Source organism: Amycolatopsis antarctica (assembly GCF_002262875.1).
In the GTDB taxonomy this organism is placed as follows: Bacteria; Actinomycetota; Actinomycetes; order Mycobacteriales; family Pseudonocardiaceae; genus Amycolatopsis; species Amycolatopsis antarctica.
Window position 1 is genome coordinate 298076 of the sequence record NZ_NKYE01000001.1, and the last position, 15504, is coordinate 313579.

General features: G+C 71.7%; 13 protein-coding genes. 9 read left to right on the forward strand and 4 right to left on the reverse strand.

What is annotated here, in order from left to right; all coding sequences use genetic code 11:
• The first annotated feature begins 176 nt into the window (after positions 1-176).
• Genes glmS through tsaE form a run of 5 tightly spaced genes read left to right on the forward strand, consistent with a single transcriptional unit; the run spans position 177 to position 6266 of the window.
• Positions 177-2039 (forward strand): glutamine--fructose-6-phosphate transaminase (isomerizing), encoded by a 1863-nt coding sequence (gene glmS, locus CFN78_RS01550; RefSeq protein ID WP_094861051.1) that lies wholly within the window; start codon positions 177-179, stop codon positions 2037-2039.
• Positions 2040-2081: 42 nt separating this feature from the next.
• On the forward strand, positions 2082-3524 hold the full coding sequence (locus CFN78_RS01555) for an NAD(P)H-hydrate dehydratase (RefSeq protein ID WP_094860706.1): 1443 nt from the start codon (positions 2082-2084) through the stop codon (positions 3522-3524).
• 59 nt (positions 3525-3583) lie between these two features.
• On the forward strand, positions 3584-4714 hold the full coding sequence (gene alr / locus CFN78_RS01560) for an alanine racemase (protein WP_094860707.1): 1131 nt from the start codon (positions 3584-3586) through the stop codon (positions 4712-4714).
• On the forward strand, positions 4714-5811 hold the full coding sequence (locus CFN78_RS01565; RefSeq protein ID WP_165777403.1) for an alpha/beta fold hydrolase: 1098 nt from the start codon (positions 4714-4716) through the stop codon (positions 5809-5811). Before alr ends, CFN78_RS01565 begins: the two co-directional genes overlap by 1 nt.
• Positions 5796-6266 carry a tRNA (adenosine(37)-N6)-threonylcarbamoyltransferase complex ATPase subunit type 1 TsaE gene (gene tsaE, locus CFN78_RS01570; RefSeq protein ID WP_094860708.1) on the forward strand — a complete coding sequence of 157 codons (471 nt, stop codon included), beginning with the start codon at positions 5796-5798 and terminating at the stop codon, positions 6264-6266. Before CFN78_RS01565 ends, tsaE begins: the two co-directional genes overlap by 16 nt.
• A gap of 99 nt (positions 6267-6365) precedes the next feature.
• On the opposite strand, the gene CFN78_RS01575 is transcribed toward tsaE, so the two are convergent.
• From CFN78_RS01575 to CFN78_RS01585, 3 genes are read right to left on the reverse strand one after another with little or no spacing between them, the layout of a single operon-like run.
• Entirely contained in the window at positions 6366-7700 is a 1335-nt protein-coding gene (locus tag CFN78_RS01575) for a carboxyl transferase domain-containing protein (protein WP_094860709.1), read from the reverse strand.
• Positions 7693-9153, reverse strand: coding sequence for an acyl-CoA synthetase (locus tag CFN78_RS01580; RefSeq protein WP_420807836.1), 1461 nt, complete (start codon positions 9151-9153; stop codon positions 7693-7695). The genes CFN78_RS01575 and CFN78_RS01580 overlap by 8 nt, the downstream gene beginning before the upstream one ends.
• Positions 9154-9183: 30 nt before the next feature.
• Positions 9184-10488 (reverse strand): SLC13 family permease, encoded by a 1305-nt coding sequence (locus CFN78_RS01585; RefSeq protein WP_094860710.1) that lies wholly within the window; start codon positions 10486-10488, stop codon positions 9184-9186.
• A gap of 291 nt (positions 10489-10779) precedes the next feature.
• Here CFN78_RS01585 and CFN78_RS01590 point away from each other — a divergent pair, with 291 nt between their 5' ends.
• The 4 genes from CFN78_RS01590 to tsaD all read left to right on the forward strand — a co-directional run bounded on the left by CFN78_RS01590 (position 10780) and on the right by tsaD (position 13835).
• On the forward strand, positions 10780-11499 hold the full coding sequence (locus tag CFN78_RS01590; protein WP_094860711.1) for a FadR/GntR family transcriptional regulator: 720 nt from the start codon (positions 10780-10782) through the stop codon (positions 11497-11499).
• Positions 11500-11635: 136 nt separating this feature from the next.
• The gene (tsaB, locus tag CFN78_RS01595; RefSeq protein WP_094860712.1) at positions 11636-12295 is read left to right on the forward strand and encodes a tRNA (adenosine(37)-N6)-threonylcarbamoyltransferase complex dimerization subunit type 1 TsaB; all 660 of its coding nucleotides are present in this window, start codon (positions 11636-11638) and stop codon (positions 12293-12295) included.
• Positions 12292-12789, forward strand: a complete 498-nt coding sequence (gene rimI / locus CFN78_RS01600) for a ribosomal protein S18-alanine N-acetyltransferase (RefSeq protein WP_094860713.1) — start codon at positions 12292-12294, stop codon at positions 12787-12789. Before tsaB ends, rimI begins: the two co-directional genes overlap by 4 nt.
• Positions 12790-12803: 14 nt before the next feature.
• Complete coding sequence (tsaD, locus tag CFN78_RS01605) at positions 12804-13835, forward strand: tRNA (adenosine(37)-N6)-threonylcarbamoyltransferase complex transferase subunit TsaD (RefSeq protein ID WP_094861054.1); 1032 nt, start codon at positions 12804-12806, stop codon at positions 13833-13835.
• Positions 13836-13880: 45 nt separating this feature from the next.
• Here tsaD and CFN78_RS01610 read toward each other — a convergent pair whose 3' ends face one another.
• Positions 13881-15476 (reverse strand): alkaline phosphatase D family protein, encoded by a 1596-nt coding sequence (locus CFN78_RS01610; RefSeq protein WP_240519199.1) that lies wholly within the window; start codon positions 15474-15476, stop codon positions 13881-13883.
• Between the last annotated feature and the right edge of the window lie 28 nt (positions 15477-15504).

Here is a 15504-nt window from a genome sequence, read left to right on the forward strand (position 1 = left end):
GGTACCTCTCCGGCGACATTTAGCCCGCTAAACGCGCACGGTGGGCTCGCGCCCCTCCCGGCCGGCATCAAACGGCCCGGGGGTGACCGGACGACATTCAGCCCGCTAAAGGCGCACGCCGACCCCGGAGGCGTACCGGCCGAGCCCGCCGGCACCGTCTGGTTACGCTGGTGGGCGTGTGCGGAATCGTGGGATATGTGGGTCACCGGCAGGCACTCGACGTCGTGCTGGGCGGTCTGCGTCGGATGGAATACCGGGGTTACGACTCGGCGGGTGTCGCGGTGCTCGACGGCACGGGCGGCCTGCACGTCGAACGCAAGGCGGGTCGCCTGGCCAACCTCGAGGCGGAACTGGAGACCTCCGACGGGGGCGTGCGCAACGGCACCGCCGGCATGGGGCACACCCGCTGGGCGACCCACGGTCCGCCGGTTGACCGCAACTCCCACCCGCACCGGGACGCCACCCAGCGGGTGGCCGTGGTGCACAACGGCATCATCGAGAACTTCACCGCGTTGCGTTCCGAGCTGGAGGCCGACGGCGTCGAGCTGACCAGCGACACCGACACCGAAGCCGCCGCGCATCTGGTGGCCCGTGCCTACGCGGCGGGTGAGACGGCCGGGGACCTCGCGGCGAGTGTCCGTGTGGTGTGCCGCAGGCTGGAGGGCGCGTTCACGCTCGTGGTGACGCACGCCGACGTGCCGGACACGATCGTCGCGGCCCGCCGTTCGTCCCCGCTGGTGGTCGGTGTCGGCGAGGGGGAGACCTTCGTGGCCTCGGACGTGGCCGCGTTCATCGAGCACACCCGTGAAGCCGTGGAGCTCGGCCAGGACCAGCTCGTGGTGATCACCCGCGAGGGCTACGAGGTGACGGATTTCGCGGGTGAGCCCGCCCAGGCGAAGCCGTTCACCGTGGACTGGGATCTGTCGGCCGCCGAGAAGGGCGGCCACGAGTACTTCATGCTCAAGGAGATCGAGGAGCAGCCGGAGGCGCTGGCCAACACCTTGCGCGGGCACTTCGCCGGTGGCCGCATCATTCTCGACGAGCAGCGCATCTCCGATCAGGACCTGCGCGATGTGGACAAGGTCTTCGTCGTCGCCTGCGGTTCGGCTTACCACTCGGGCCTGGTGGCGAAGTACGCGATCGAGCACTGGTGCCGTCTGCCGGTCGAGGTGGAGCTGGCCAGCGAGTTCCGTTACCGCGATCCGGTGCTGGACCGTGCGACGCTGGTGGTCGCGGTGTCCCAGTCCGGCGAGACGGCGGACACGCTCGAAGCGGTTCGCCATGCCCGGGAGCAGAAGGCGCGCGTGCTGGCCGTGTGCAACACCAACGGCGCGCAGATCCCCCGCGAGTCGGACGCCGTGCTGTACACCCACGCGGGCCCGGAGATCGGTGTCGCGTCGACGAAGGCGTTCCTGGCGCAGATCGCCGCCAACTACCTGGTGGGCCTGGCCCTTGCGCAGGCGCGTGGCACGAAGTACCCGGACGAGGTGGCGCGCGAGTTCGCCGAACTGGAGGCCACGCCGGCGGCTGTCCAAAAAGTACTGTCCACTGTGGAGCAGGTGCGGGATCTCGGGCGGCGCATCGCCGATTCGAAGGCGGTGCTGTTCCTCGGCCGCCATGTCGGGTTCCCGGTGGCGCTGGAGGGCGCGCTCAAGCTCAAGGAGCTCGCCTACATGCATGCCGAGGGTTTCGCGGCGGGTGAGCTCAAGCACGGGCCGATCGCGCTGATCGAGGAGGGTCTGCCCGTCGTCGTGGTGATGCCCTCGCCGAAGGGGCGTGCGGTACTGCACTCGAAGCTGGTGTCGAACATCAGTGAGATCCAGGCGCGTGGCGCGCGGACCATCGTGATCGCCGAGGAGGGGGACGAGACGGTGCGCCCGTTCGCTGACGAGCTCGTCGAGATTCCCGCGATGCCGACTCTGCTGCAGCCGCTCGTGTCGACGGTGCCGTTGCAGGTGCTGGCCGCCGAGATCGCGAAGACGCGTGGGTACGACGTGGACAAGCCGCGCAACCTGGCCAAGTCCGTGACGGTGGAGTGATTCGCTCGCGCTGATCGGACGCCGTCGCGAGGAAGGTGCGGGATGCGGGGAATCTGGACCACGGAACGGATCCGCTCGGCGGAGGAGCGTCTGCTGGCCCGCGTCGCGGACGGTGCCCTGATGCGGACGGCCGCGTTCGGGGTGTCGGTGCGTGCCGCGCGGATTCTCGCGGAGCACGCCGGTGCCGTTGCCGGGCGCCGGGTCGCCCTGCTCGTCGGGGCGGGGAACAACGGTGGTGACGCGCTCTGGGCCGGGGCTTTCCTGCGCAGGCGCGGGGTGGCGGTGGCCGCGGTGCTGCTGGCGCCCGACCGGACCCACGCGCAGGGGCTTGCCGCGTTGCGCCGGGCCGGTGGCCGTGTCGTGTCCGTTGTGGATGGTCCACAGTGGATCGAGGCGGCGGATCTGGTGGTGGACGGCATCGTCGGTCTCTCGGCCAGGGGGCCGCTGCGCCCGGAGGCCGCGGAACTGGTCCGTCACATCGCCGCACCGGTGCTCTCGGTGGATCTGCCCAGCGGGGTCGACCCGGACACCGGCGTGGTGGACGGTCCCGCCGTGCGCGCCGATCACACCGTCACCTTCGGTGCGCGCAAACCCGTGCACGTAATGAATCCGGGCCGGTGCGGTGCGGTCTCGCTGATCGATTTCGGTCTGGGCACGGAACTCGGTGAGCCGGACCTGCACCTGCTCGACGGTGTGGATGTGGCGGCGGCGTGGCCGATGCCCGGCATGGTCGACGACAAGTACACACAGGGGGTCACCGGGATCGCGGCCGGGTCGGCGACCTATCCGGGTGCCGCGGTGCTGGCGACCGGTGCCGCGGTACTGGCCACCTCCGGCATGGTGCGGTACGCCGGGCCCGCCGCGGACGTCGTGCGTTCCCGTTGGCCGGAGGTGGTGGCCACCGGTGCGGTCACCGACGCGGGCCGGGCGCAGGCGTGGGTGGCGGGCCCCGGGATCGGCACCGGGCACGAGGGACGCCAGGTGCTGCGGCATGTGCTGGGGCTGGGCGTCCCGGTGTGTGCGGACGCCGACGCCATCACCATCCTGGCGTCGAACCCCGAGGTGCTCGATGCCCGCGATCCCGGCACACCACTGGTCCTCACCCCGCACGACCGCGAGTTCGCCCGGATCGCCGGTGCCGAACCTGGCGCGGATCGGGTGACGGCGGCGCGGGAGCTCGCGTCCCGTGTGGACGCCGTCGTGCTGCTGAAGGGGCACTCGACGATCGTGGCCGCGCCGGACGGACGCGCGCTGGTGAACGTGCCGGAGGGTTCGTGGCTGGCGACGGCCGGTACCGGCGACGTGCTCGCCGGGCTGGTGGGTGCCCTGCTGGCCGCCGGCCTCGATCCGTGGCTGGCGTGCGGAGCGGCGGCGTACGTGCATTCCCTCTCGGCGAGGCTGGCGGCCGAGGGCGCACCGGTGTCCGCCTCCGGTGTGCAGGCCGCGATCCCCGCCGCGATCCGCGCGGTGCGCTCGTTGAGCTGACCCTTTCGTGGTGAGTGTCTCCCTCACCGAGCGGGACGCTGTGGGAAACTGAACCGGTCATGAGCGATACCGCCACGCCCCGCGCCGAGGCCGTGATCGATCTCGGATCGATCCGGCACAACGTGGCGCTGCTCGCCGGCCGGGCGGCCGGTTCGGGCGCCGCGACGATGGCCGTGGTGAAGGCGGACGGCTACGGGCACGGGGCCGTGCCGGTCGCCAGGGCCGCTCTCGACGCGGGAGCCACCTGGCTGGGCGCCTGTTCCGCGGCCGAGGCGATCGCGTTGCGCGAAGCCGGGATCGACGCCAGGATCCTGAGCTGGCTGGACACTGCGGACACCGATCTGGCCCCGGCGATCGCCGCCGGAGTCGACGTCTCGGTGAGCTCCGCCGCCGAACTCGCCCGCGTCGCCGCGGCCGCGGGCCGGGTGGGCGGCGTCGCCGAGGTGCACCTGAAGATCGACACCGGACTGTCGCGCAACGGCTGCCCGCCCGCTCTCTGGCCGGATCTGGTCGCCGCGGCGGCGGCGGAGCCGCGCGTGCGGATCGCCGCTGTCTGGTCACATCTCGCCTGCGCGGACGAGCCGGGACATCCGTCGATCGACGCGCAGGCAGCCCGTTTCGCCGAGGCGTACGCGACGGCCACGGCGGCCGGACTGTCCCCGTTGCGGCACCTGGCGAACTCGGCGGCCACGTTGACCCGCCCGGACCTGCACCTGGACCTGGTAAGGGTCGGCATCGCCATGTACGGGCTGAATCCGGTGCCACAGAAGGAAGACCTGCGGCCGGTGATGACCTTCCGGTCCGCCGTGGCGCTGTGCAAACGGATCGCTGCCGGCGAGTCCGTCTCCTATGGACACACGTGGACGGCGGATGTGGCGACGACGCTCGCGCTGGTGCCGGTCGGCTATGCCGACGGGGTGCCGCGCACCCTGTCCGGCCGGATGGATGTGTGGCTCGGCGGTCGGCGCAGGCCGGTAGCCGGACGGGTGTGCATGGACCAGCTCGTCGTCGACTGCGGTGGGGACGAGCCGGAGCCGGGAAGTGAGGTCGTGCTGTTCGGTACCGGTGCGGCCGGGGAACCCACGGCGCGCGAGTGGGCTGACACGATCGGCACCATCGACTACGAGATCGTCACCGGGATGTTCCGGCCGCGGGTTCGCCGCCGGTATGTCGGAGAGGGCGTGCGGTGATGGTGTCGCGACGGTTGCTGGGTATCGCGGGCGGGGTCGGCGCGGTGGCGACGGGCAGCGCGGCGGCGGCGCTCGCCGTGGCCAGCCGCAATCGCAGACAGGTGGCGGATCCGTTCACGATGGAACCGATCGGGCAGGTGCAGCCGAGCCGGACGTCCACTGTGGCCGCCGATGATGGGACTCCGCTGGCGGTCGAGGAGATCGACCCCGCCGACGGCGGCGAGGCGTTGCTGACGGTCGTCGGCGTGCACGGCTTCGCGGTGTCCCGCCGAAGCTGGCACTTCCAGCGGGGTGCGCTCGCCTCGCTCGCCCTGCCGGGCGTCCGGCAGGTGTACTACGACCACCGCGGCCACGGCCTTTCCGGCGCTTCGGATGCCGACACCAGCACCATCGAGCAGCTCGCCGTCGACCTGGACGCGGTACTGCGCGCGGTCGCCCCGGAGGGCCCCATCGTCCTCTTGGGACATTCGATGGGCGGCATGGTCATCATGGAACTGGCGAGCAGATTCCCTGACCTGTTCGGCGATCGTGTCCGCGGCGTCGCGCTGATCGCCACCGCGGCCGGCGAGCTCGGCGCGCGTGGCCTGCCGAGATCGTTGTTGTCGAAGTACAACCCACTGACCCGTGGGGTGGGCGAGCTGGCCGGCTGGCAGCCGGGGCTGGTGGAGTTCGTCCGGGCGGCGGGAGGGCAGCTCACCCGGCAGGCCGTGCGCAGGCTCGCGTTCGGCAGCCGGGACGTGAGCCCACGACTGGTCGACTTCATGCTGGAGATGCTGGGGAACACCTCGGTGCGGCAGCTCGTGCATTTCGTCGACACCCTCGGCAGTCACAACCGGTACGCCGCGCTGGCCGGGCTCAAGCACGTGCGGGTGCTGGTGGTCGGTGCCGACGCCGACCGGCTGACGCCGTACTCGCACGCGGAACGGATCGCCGCGGAGCTGCCGGACGCGGAACTCGTGCGGGTGCGCGGCGCCGGGCACATGGTGCAGCTCGAACAGGCGGAACTGGTGAACAGTCACCTCATCGACCTGCTCCAGTACTGTTCCGGACTGGACGGTCACCATGCGCGGCGTTGGGGGTTGTGGTCGTGGCGTTGACGGAACTGCGCACCGCGGACGACACCATCGGTTTCGGGCGGACGCTGGGCGCCTCGCTGCGTACCGGGGACCTGGTTCTGCTGGCCGGGCCGCTCGGTGCCGGGAAGACGACACTGACCCGTGGTATCGCAGACGGACTCGGGGTGGGTGGCAGGGTCAGCTCGCCGACGTTCGTGCTCGCTCGCGTCCATCCGGCGGGCGAGTCCGGGGTCCCGCTGGTTCACGTCGACGCCTACCGGCTCGGTGGCGATCTGTCCCAGCTGGACGATCTGGACCTCGACGCGGACCTGGAGCGTTCCGCGGTGGTCGTCGAGTGGGGTGAGGGCACGGCGGACCGGCTCTCGCAGGACTACCTGGTACTGCGGCTGGACCGGCGTGCGGACGACGTGCGGACGCTGGCGTTCGAGCCGCACGGTTCCTGGCGGGACCGCGTGGCGGACGTCGTCCCGACCTGACCCTCGATCGAAACCGGATTCGTGCCCGCGTCCGGCGGTCCGGTTCCCGGCCGCGTGAACGGACCGTTCGTACGGCCAGGGGCCCCCTTTCTTCACACGTTACCGCGGGCCACCGACGATTCCGTTCACGACACCGAGTTCGAGCAGGTCGGCGGGTCGCAGCCGGAGCCGGTCGGCGATCGCCGGCACCTCGTCCGTCTCGCGTTTCAGGATCGCCGCTGCCGCCTCCGGCGAGGTGACCGTGAAGTAGCCGTCGGGGGTCACCCAGGTTCGCCCCGGCGTGGCCAGCGCCAGCGCCCCACCGGATCCGCCCTCCCCGATCACCAGCGTGGTGACCGGCACCGCCGCCGACGCGATCACCTCGAACAGTCCGGCTATCGCCGCCCCGGCACCGGCCCGTTCGGCCGCGCCGTCATTGGCGGCACCCGGAGTGTCCACAATGGTCAGTACTGGAATTCCGAGCCGGTCGGCCAGCCGGACCAGCCGCGCCAGCGTGCGGAATCCGGCCGGCTCGGTGGCGGTGCCGCGTTGCGCGGCGAACGCCACCGCACCACCGTCGCGCACCCCGAATCCGCACAGCACGCCGGGATCCACGCCACCACAGCGGTCACCACTGATCACCACCCGCCCCGACACATAGGCGTCCACATAGGAGTCGGCGCGGGGGCGCGCCGGCGCGCGGGCCGCGAGTACCGCCTCCCAGCCCGTCTGGGCAGGCTCGGTGCCACCCAGCGCCTCCGGCAACGGTGCCTCGTCGAGCCGTGGCCCGGCCAGCACCCGCAGCCACCGCAACAGCGCGGCGGCCAGGTCGGCACCGTCCACCACCTCGTCCACCTGCCCGGTGTCACGCTGGGACTCGGCGGTGTAGGCGAGATCGTCACCGGGTGGACGCACCCGCGAACCCGCGAAGCCGACCTGTGCCCCGGGCAGGGCCAATGTGACGTCCGCGCCCGCACCCAGCGTGGCCCATCCGCCGCCGGTCGACGGATCGCGCAACACCGAAACATGTGCCAGCCCGGCCGACCGGTGCAGGGCGAGTTGCCGGGCGACGCGCTGGAGTTGGGTCAGCGCCCGCATGCCCTCCTGCATCCGGCTGCCTCCGGTGGCGACGAGGGACACCACCGGCAGACGGTTCTGCCGCGCGTATCCGAAGCCGGATTCCAGTAGTGCGCCCGTCCGGCCACCGATGGAACCGCCGAGGAAGCCGAACTCGAACGCGATCACGACCGCCCGGACACCGCCGAACGTCGCCGTGCCGCACAGAACGGACTCCCGCTCGCCGGTTCGTTCCGCGGCGCCCGCGTGTGCGGCGTCGTAGCCGGGCCAGCCGATCGGCCCGTCCACAGTGGACGGCTCGTCCGGCGGTGCGGGGAGGTCGGCGAAGCTGTCGCAGACACTGTCGACGACGGCGCGTGCGGACCGGTTGTCAGCCACCGAGCGACCGCTTCAGCAGCTTGCCCATGTCGTTGCGTGGCAGGGATTCGAGGAAGTGCACCACGCGGGGCCGTTTGTGCGGGGAGAGCAGGCCCGCGACGTGATCGGCCAGTTCCGCCGGCGTCGGCGGCTCGCCGGCAGGCACCACCCAGGCCACCACCCGCTCACCCAGGTCCGGGTCCGGCTCGCCGGTCACCGCGGCCTCGGCGACGCCGGGATGCTCCAGCAGCGCGTTCTCGATCTCCCCGGCACCGATCTTGTACCCGCCGCTCTTGATCAGATCCGTCGCCTTGCGGCCGACGATGCGCACGTACCCGTCGGCGTCGAGGACCGCCATGTCGCCGGTGCGGAACCAGTCGCCGTCGAACGCTTCCTCGGTCGCGTCCGGACGGTTGAGGTACTCGGTGAACAGGTTCGGCCCGGTCACCTGGATCTCGCCGACGGTCTCGCCGTCGCCGCCCTCGATCCGAACACCGGCCTCGTCGACCAGCCGCACCCGCACGCCCGGCAGGGCAACGCCGACCGTGCCGGGCCTGCGTTCGCCGTCGGCGCGGACACTGGTGTTCATCAGCGTCTCGGTCATCCCGTATCGCTCCACCACCCGTGCCCCGGTCGCCGCGGTGATCCGGGTGTGGTCGTGCACCGGCAGCGCCGCCGAGCCGGACACCAGCAGTCGTGCGCCACTCAGCGCGTCCGCGAGCCGCCGGTCCGCATCGACCTCGCCCGCGATTCGGTGGTACATGGTGGGAACGCCGAACATCATCGTCGCGCCCGCGTGCAGTTCGGCGGTCAGCGCGTGCGTGTCGAACCGGCCGAGGTGCCGTACCGAACCACCCCGGCGCAACGGCCCCAGGATGCCGAGGATCAGGCCGTGCACGTGGAACAGCGGCAGCGCGTGCACGAGAACGTCCGCCGAGGTCCATTCCCAGGCGTCCGCGACGGCGTCCAGGGTGCTGCTGATCGCGCGCCGGGGCAGCACGACACCTTTCGGCGCACCGGTGGTCCCCGAGGTGTAGACGATCAGCGCGGGGGCTTCCGGGTCGGGCTCCACCCCGTCCTGCCCGTCGGAGAGGTCGTTGGCGGTCACCTCGATGTCGTTGCGGGGCAAGGTGTTGAGCGCGTCCGGCAGGTCGGCGCCCGGCGCTGCGAGTACCAGCGACGGTGCGCTGTCGCCGACGATGTGTTCCAGTTCCCGGCTGCCGATCTTCGGATTGACGGGCACCGCGGGAACACCGGCGAGCAGCGCTGCCACCACGGCCACGCTCGTCTCCAGGGTCGGTGTCGCCCACACGGCGACGCGCGTGTGCCCGCGCAGCCGCCGGGCCAGGCCGCCCGCCGCGGCGGCGAGTTCGGCATAGGTCAGACCGCGGTCGCCGAAGCGCAGTGCGTCCCGCCGAGCGACGCCGGTGTCCGCGTCGTGCAACGCCGGGAAGAGATGTGCGGACTCGTTCACGAGTTCTCCTTCACGTCACGGGCGTGCCGGTCAGCCGAAACCGGGTACCACCAGGATGAGCCATACGATGGCGGGCACGACGGCCACCACCACGCCGCCGTAGATCAGCAGTTGGCGGAAGAACCGGTCGCGGTCGACGTCCTTCGCGTTGGCGAGCACGAGCGCGCCGTTGGTGGAGAACGGACTCACGTCGACCACCGTCGCCGACACCGCCAGCGCCGCGATCATCCCGATCGGGCCGATGGTGCCCTGCATCAGGAACGGCACGGCCAGCGGGATCAGCGCACCCATGATCCCCACCGAGGACGCGAACGCGGACACGATCGCACCGATGTAGCAGAGCAGCAGCGCCGCCAGCAGCGGGACGCCGACCCCGCTCACCGCGTTGCCCGCGTAGTCGATCGTGCCCAGTTCCTCCAGCACGCCGACGTAGGTCAGCACACCGCAGATCAGCAGCACCGTCGACCAGGTGATCTCGTTGATCGCGCGTTTGCCCGCGTCCGCCCAGACGATGTTCAGCAGCACGGCAAGCGAGATCGCCGTCAGGCCGACGTCGAGATCGAACACCAGCGTGCCGACGACGAGACAGGCCAGGCTCACCAGTGTCGCGATACGGGCGGGGTTCAGCCGGATGACCCCGCTCGTATCGGTCTCCGGCTCGTCGCTGCCACCGGTCTCGCTGTCGCCGCTGCCACTGGTCGACGCGCCCACGCGGCTCGCGGTACGCGTCCTGGCCAGTTTGAGTCCGCCGAACAGCACGTAGACGACGGCGGCGATCACCAGGTTCACCCCCAGACTCGCCAGGAACAACACGATCTCGTTGCCCGCCAGGTTCTCCCGCGACACGATGCTGTTCACCGTCGAGCCGTAGATGCTGATCGGTGAGAAGCCGCCCGCCTGCGCGCCGTGTACCACCATCGCGCCCATCAGCAGCGGACTGATGCCGTGCCGGGCGGCGAGACCGAGGGCGATCGGAGCGACGATGGCGACCGCCGCCGGGCTGACGGCACCGATCGCGGTGAGTACCGCGGTGATGCCGAAGACCACCCACGGGATCAGCGCCAGCCTGCCGCCGACCATCCGGATCGCCGCGTTCACCAGCCAGTCGGTGGTGCCGTTGGCTCTGGCGATGGCGAACAGGTACGTGACACCCACCAGCACGACGAACAGGTCCCCGGGGAAGCCGGCGAAGATGCCGTCGGCGTCCAGCCCGCCGGCGAGTGTGCCGACACCGAACGCCGCGGCGAAGGCGAGCACGCCCATGTTGATCGACTTCGTCGTGGCGATCACGAAGATCGCCACGAGCACGAGGATCGAGATCAGTTGTGCCGACATGGCTGGCTCCCGCCGTTGGTCGCCGAGGTGCGCGGAACCCTGCCGTCGAACTCGCGGATCGGGTTCGCCCGGACCGCGCGCCGACCAGGCGTGTCGACGGTGACCCAGAGCACATTGGGTGAGTGGCCAGACCACTTTGCGGTCTGTTTGCTCGGAGTGTCAAGGGTCTGGTGGCAAATTGGCTCCGTGGCAGAGTGGACTGACCAATCGACCAATCAGCCAACGGGTCACTCATCCGGCCGGCTGTTAACCTCCGAACGAGGGGAAGTCGCCGAGAGCAGGGGGTCCGACGTGTCCGACGCACTGCGCCCGGTCGCCCGGGCCCGCCTGTACGAGCAGGTGGTGGAACGGATCCGGGAGTATGCCACCGATCGCGGCCTCGGCGCCGGCGACCGGTTGCCACCCGAACGCGAACTCGCCCAGCGGCTGGGCGTCAGCAGGGCATCGGTGAAACAGGCCATCGTGGTGCTCGACGTGCAGGGCCTGGTCGAGGTCCGGCATGGCGGCGGCACCTACCTCGTCACCGACACGCTGGACATCGAACCGGTGGAACGCCTCGTCGAACGTCGCCGAATCCTCCCGGACGTGCTCGACGCCCGGGAGGCGCTGGAGACCAAACTCGCCGAACTCGCCGCCGAGCGCCGGACGAAGGCCGACCTGGACGCGATCGAGGCCGCCATCGAGTACATGGCCGAGGAGATCCGCGCCGACGCGCACGGCGTCGAGGGCGACCGGCGGTTCCACGCCGCCGTCACGGCCGCCGCGCGCAACCCGCTGCTGGCCGACTTCATGCGCTCGATCGACGAGCAGGTCACCGAGAGCCGTACCGAGTCGTTGCGCCAGCCCGGCAGGCCCAGCCGTTCGCTGGCCCAGCACCAGCGGATCCTCGACGCCATCCGGATGAGCGATCCCAAGGCGGCGGCCGCGGCGATGCGCAGGCATCTGCGCACGGTCGCCAAGGTCCGGCTGCTCACCTGGAACCCCGACGACGAACCCGAGGACGTCCGGTAGCTTCTCGCGCCACGCACCCACCCGCCGTGCCCGCACGAGCCGCCACCCGAACGTCACCGGGCCCCGGGCGGCGTCAGGTGGCCCGAGTCCGGACCGAGCGACCGGCGGGTCCGGGGCTGGTCGTAGCCTGGACGGCGTGCTCGTACTGGCCATCGACACCTCCACCCCCGCGGTGACGGCGGGAGTCCTCGCGCTCGGCGAGGACGTCCGCGTGCTCGCCGAGCGCGTCACCATCGACCCGCGCGCCCACGGCGAACTGCTCACCCCGCACGTCCGGGACGCGCTGCGCGAGGCGGGAACGTCCCTGCAGGAGCTGGACGCCATCGTCTGCGGAGTCGGGCCCGGCCCGTTCACCGGCCTGCGGGCCGGCATGGCGACCGCCGCTGCCTTCGCGCACAGTCTCGCCATCCCGGCCTATCCGGTGTGCGGTCTCGACGCCATCGCCGCCGCTGCCCCGGGCGGTGAACCGTTCCTCGTCGTCACCGACGCCCGCCGCCGCGAGGTGTACTGGGCCGCCTACGACGAGGCGGGTGCCCGTACCGACGGCCCGCACGTGGCCCGTCCCGGTGACATCGGCACCCACGTCCGCTCCGCCGCGGGTCACGGTGCCGCGCTGCACGCCCTCGCCCTCGGCCTCGACGTCCTCGACCCGCCGTACCCGGCGCCCGCGGGCCTGACCGCCGTGGCACGGGACGAGGTGCTGGCCGCCGCCCCGCCTGCCCCGCTGATCCCGCTGTACCTGCGCAGGCCGGACGCGGTCGAACCCGGAGCGCGCAAGCGGGTGACCGCGCCGTGACCACCGAGGCTACGTTCCGGCTGGAACCCTTGCAGCGCAAGGACGTTCGTCGCTGCGTGCAGATCGAGAAGGTCCTCTTCCCCGGTGACGACCCGTGGAACGCGTGGGCGTTCAACTCCGAACTCGACTCCGGTGCCTACTACGTCGGGGCCTACCTCGACGACGGTGAGCTCGCCGGCTACGGCGGCCTGGCCGTCGCCGGGCCCAGGGGCGACGAGGAGACCAGCGTGCACACCATCGGGGTCGCGCCCGAGTATCAGGGACGCGGGATCGGCAAGGCCCTGCTGCGGGCACTTCTCGATCGTGCCGACGAGCTGAACGCCCCGGTCTTCCTCGAGGTGCGCACCGACAACGAGGTGGCCATCACGCTCTACGAGCGGCACGGCTTCGCCCGGCTCGGCCTGCGCAAGCGGTACTACCGGCCGTCCGGCGCGGACGCCTACACGATGGGACGCCCGCGTTCGGCCGGCGCGGGCACGGGGGAGGCGCGGTGACGGCACGCATCGTCATGGGCATCGAGAGTTCCTGCGACGAGACCGGTGTCGGCATCGTGCGCCTGCACGGCGACGGCGCCGTCGAACTGCTCGCCGACGAGGTGGCCTCCAGCGTCGAGCAACACGCCCGGTTCGGCGGGGTGGTGCCCGAGGTCGCCAGCCGGGCGCACCTGGAAGCCATGGTGCCCACGGCCACCCGCGCGTTCGAGACCGCAGGACTCACACTGTCCGATGTGGACGCCATCGCGGTCACCGCGGGTCCGGGACTCGCCGGGGCGCTGCTGGTCGGCGTCGCGGCGGCGAAGGCGTACGCGACGGCGCTGGACGTCCCCCTCTACGGTGTCAACCATCTCGCCGGGCACATCGCCGTCGACACCCTCCAGCACGGTCCACTGCCCGCGCCCTGCCTCGCGCTGCTCGTCTCCGGTGGGCACACACAACTGCTACGTGTCGACGACATCGCGAGCTCCATCACCGAACTGGGATCCACTGTGGACGATGCCGCCGGTGAGGCCTACGACAAGGTCGCCAGGGTGCTCGACCTGCCCTACCCCGGCGGCCCGCCGATCGACAGGGCCGCCGCCGACGGCGATCCCACGGCGATCGCGTTCCCGCGCGGCATGACCGGCCCGCGTGACGCGCGGTACGACTTCTCCTTCTCCGGGCTCAAAACCGCCGTCGCCCGCTGGGTCGAGGGTGCGCAGCGGCGCGGCGAGACCGTACCGGTCGCCGACGTCGCGGCATCGTTCCAGGAAGCGGTGGCGGACGTGCTGACCCGCAAGGCGATCCGGGCCGCCGGTGACGCGGGCATCGGCACCCTGGTGATCTCCGGTGGGGTCGCCGCGAACTCCCGGCTGTCCACATTGGCCGCCCAGCGCTGCGCCGAGGCCGGGATCGAACTCCGCGTGCCGCGACCGCGGCTGTGCACGGACAACGGGGCCATGATCGCCGCCCTCGGCGCGCACCTCGTCGCCGCCGGAGCAGCACCGTCCACTCTGGACATGTCGGCGAACCCCGCGCTACCCGTGGGCACCGTTTCCGTCTGACGCCGCGGTGGTGGGCGCCTCGTGCCGCCCACCACCGCGGCCCGGTCAGGCCCTGCGCAGCACCGGATCCCCGTCCCGCACCACGAAACCGGTGTCGGTGCCGACCCCGGCGTCCGGCTTCGACACCCGCGCCACGGTCCGGAAGTCCGCCCGCAGCTCGTTCCTGGTGAACTTCGTCCGGACGTAGCCCCGGCGGTTCTTGTGGTACTTGATGTGCGGATTCTCGTCGAGCGCGGCCCGGTTCGGGTCGTCGTCCCCGTCACCGCCGCTGGTGATCGACGTCGTGACCAGCTCGGTGGCCACGTTCCCTGCCGAGAGGTCGGCGTAGTCGCGCGGGATCTCCGCCGCCCAGTGCCGGTGCACGTCCCCGGTGAGCACGACGCCGTTGCGCACCCGGGGACCGCCCAGCGCGGCGGCGATCCGGTCCTGACTCGCCACGTACCCGTCCCAGGCGTCCATGCTGTAACTGCTGCCCTCGCCGACCGTGTTGTCCCGGCGGGCGAAGAACACCTGCTGGCCCAGCACGTCCCAGCGGGCCGTGCTCCTGGCGAGCCCGTCCAGCAGCCACTTCTCCTGTTCCGCGCCGGTGATCGTCCGCTCCGGATCCAGCCGCTGCGCGCATCCGGACTGGTTGCCGTCGCCGCACGCCTGGTCGTCGCGGTACTGACGGGTGTCGAGCATGTGGAAGCCGACCAGACCGCCCCAGCCGATCCGCCGGTAGAGGCGCATGTCGGGGCCGGACGGTTTCGCCGTCGACCGCAGCGGCATGTTCTCGTAGTACGCCTGGAACGCCGCGGCCCGGCGCGGCGGGAACTTCGCCCCCGGCGTCTGCGAGGACTCCTCGGGCACGTCGCCCGCCCAGTTGTTCTCCGTCTCGTGGTCGTCCCAGACGACCAGCCACGGTGCGACCGCGTGCGCGGCCTGCAGGTCGAGGTCGGTCTTGTACTGGGCGTGCCGTTGCCGGTAACCGGCCAGCGTCGTCGTCTCCGGGCCGAACACGGTACGCACCTCGCCCGCCTTCGCCGCGTACTCGTACTGGTAGTCGCCGAGGTGCAGCACGAGGCCGGGCTCGTCGGCGGCGAGATGCCGGTACGCGGTGAAGTGCCCCTCGCCGTAGTGCGAGCAGGAGGCGAAGCACATCGTCAGCTCGCCGAGCGTGCCGGGGGCGGGGGAGGTGCGGGTGCGGCCGGTACCGGAAACCGCGCCCCTGGCGCGAAAACGGTAGAAGTACTCGGTGCCCGGCCGCAGCCCCGCCGGTTCCACGTGCACGCTGTGCGCGGACTCCCGCACGGCGTCCACCGTGCCGCGGCGCACGATCCTGGTGAACCTCTCGTCGGTGGCGATCTCCCAGTCCACCGGGATCCGCCGGTCCGGCATGCCGCCCAGCCCGTCGGCGGCGAGCGGATCGGCGGCCAGCCGGGTCCACAGCACGACGCTGTCGGGCAGCGGGTCGCCGGAAGCCACACCGAGATTGAACAGCGGCCCCTTCGGTCCGGGCCCGCCCGCGCCCCGGGTGGCCGCGGCACGGGCGACGCGTGGGCCGGCGAACTCGGCGCCGAGTGCGACGGCGGCGGCCGTCGCACTCGCACCGCCGAGCAGGACGGAACGCCGGGAGACGGATTTTCCGGAGTCTGCGGGCACGGATGGCTCCTCTGCAGTGGTGGGGAGG

What these genes read in the sequence shown, in the direction of transcription:
- CFN78_RS01555 (WP_094860706.1), top strand. Translation starts at nt 2,082, where the DNA reads ATGCGGGGAATCTGGACCACGGAACGGATCCGCTCGGCGGAGGAGCGT.
- tsaD (WP_094861054.1), top strand. Translation starts at nt 12,804, where the DNA reads ATGGGCATCGAGAGTTCCTGCGACGAGACCGGTGTCGGCATCGTGCGC.
- CFN78_RS01565 (WP_165777403.1), top strand. Translation starts at nt 4,714, where the DNA reads ATGGTGTCGCGACGGTTGCTGGGTATCGCGGGCGGGGTCGGCGCGGTG.
- alr (WP_094860707.1), top strand. Translation starts at nt 3,584, where the DNA reads ATGAGCGATACCGCCACGCCCCGCGCCGAGGCCGTGATCGATCTCGGA.
- CFN78_RS01585 (WP_094860710.1), bottom strand. Translation starts at nt 10,488, where the DNA reads ATGTCGGCACAACTGATCTCGATCCTCGTGCTCGTGGCGATCTTCGTG.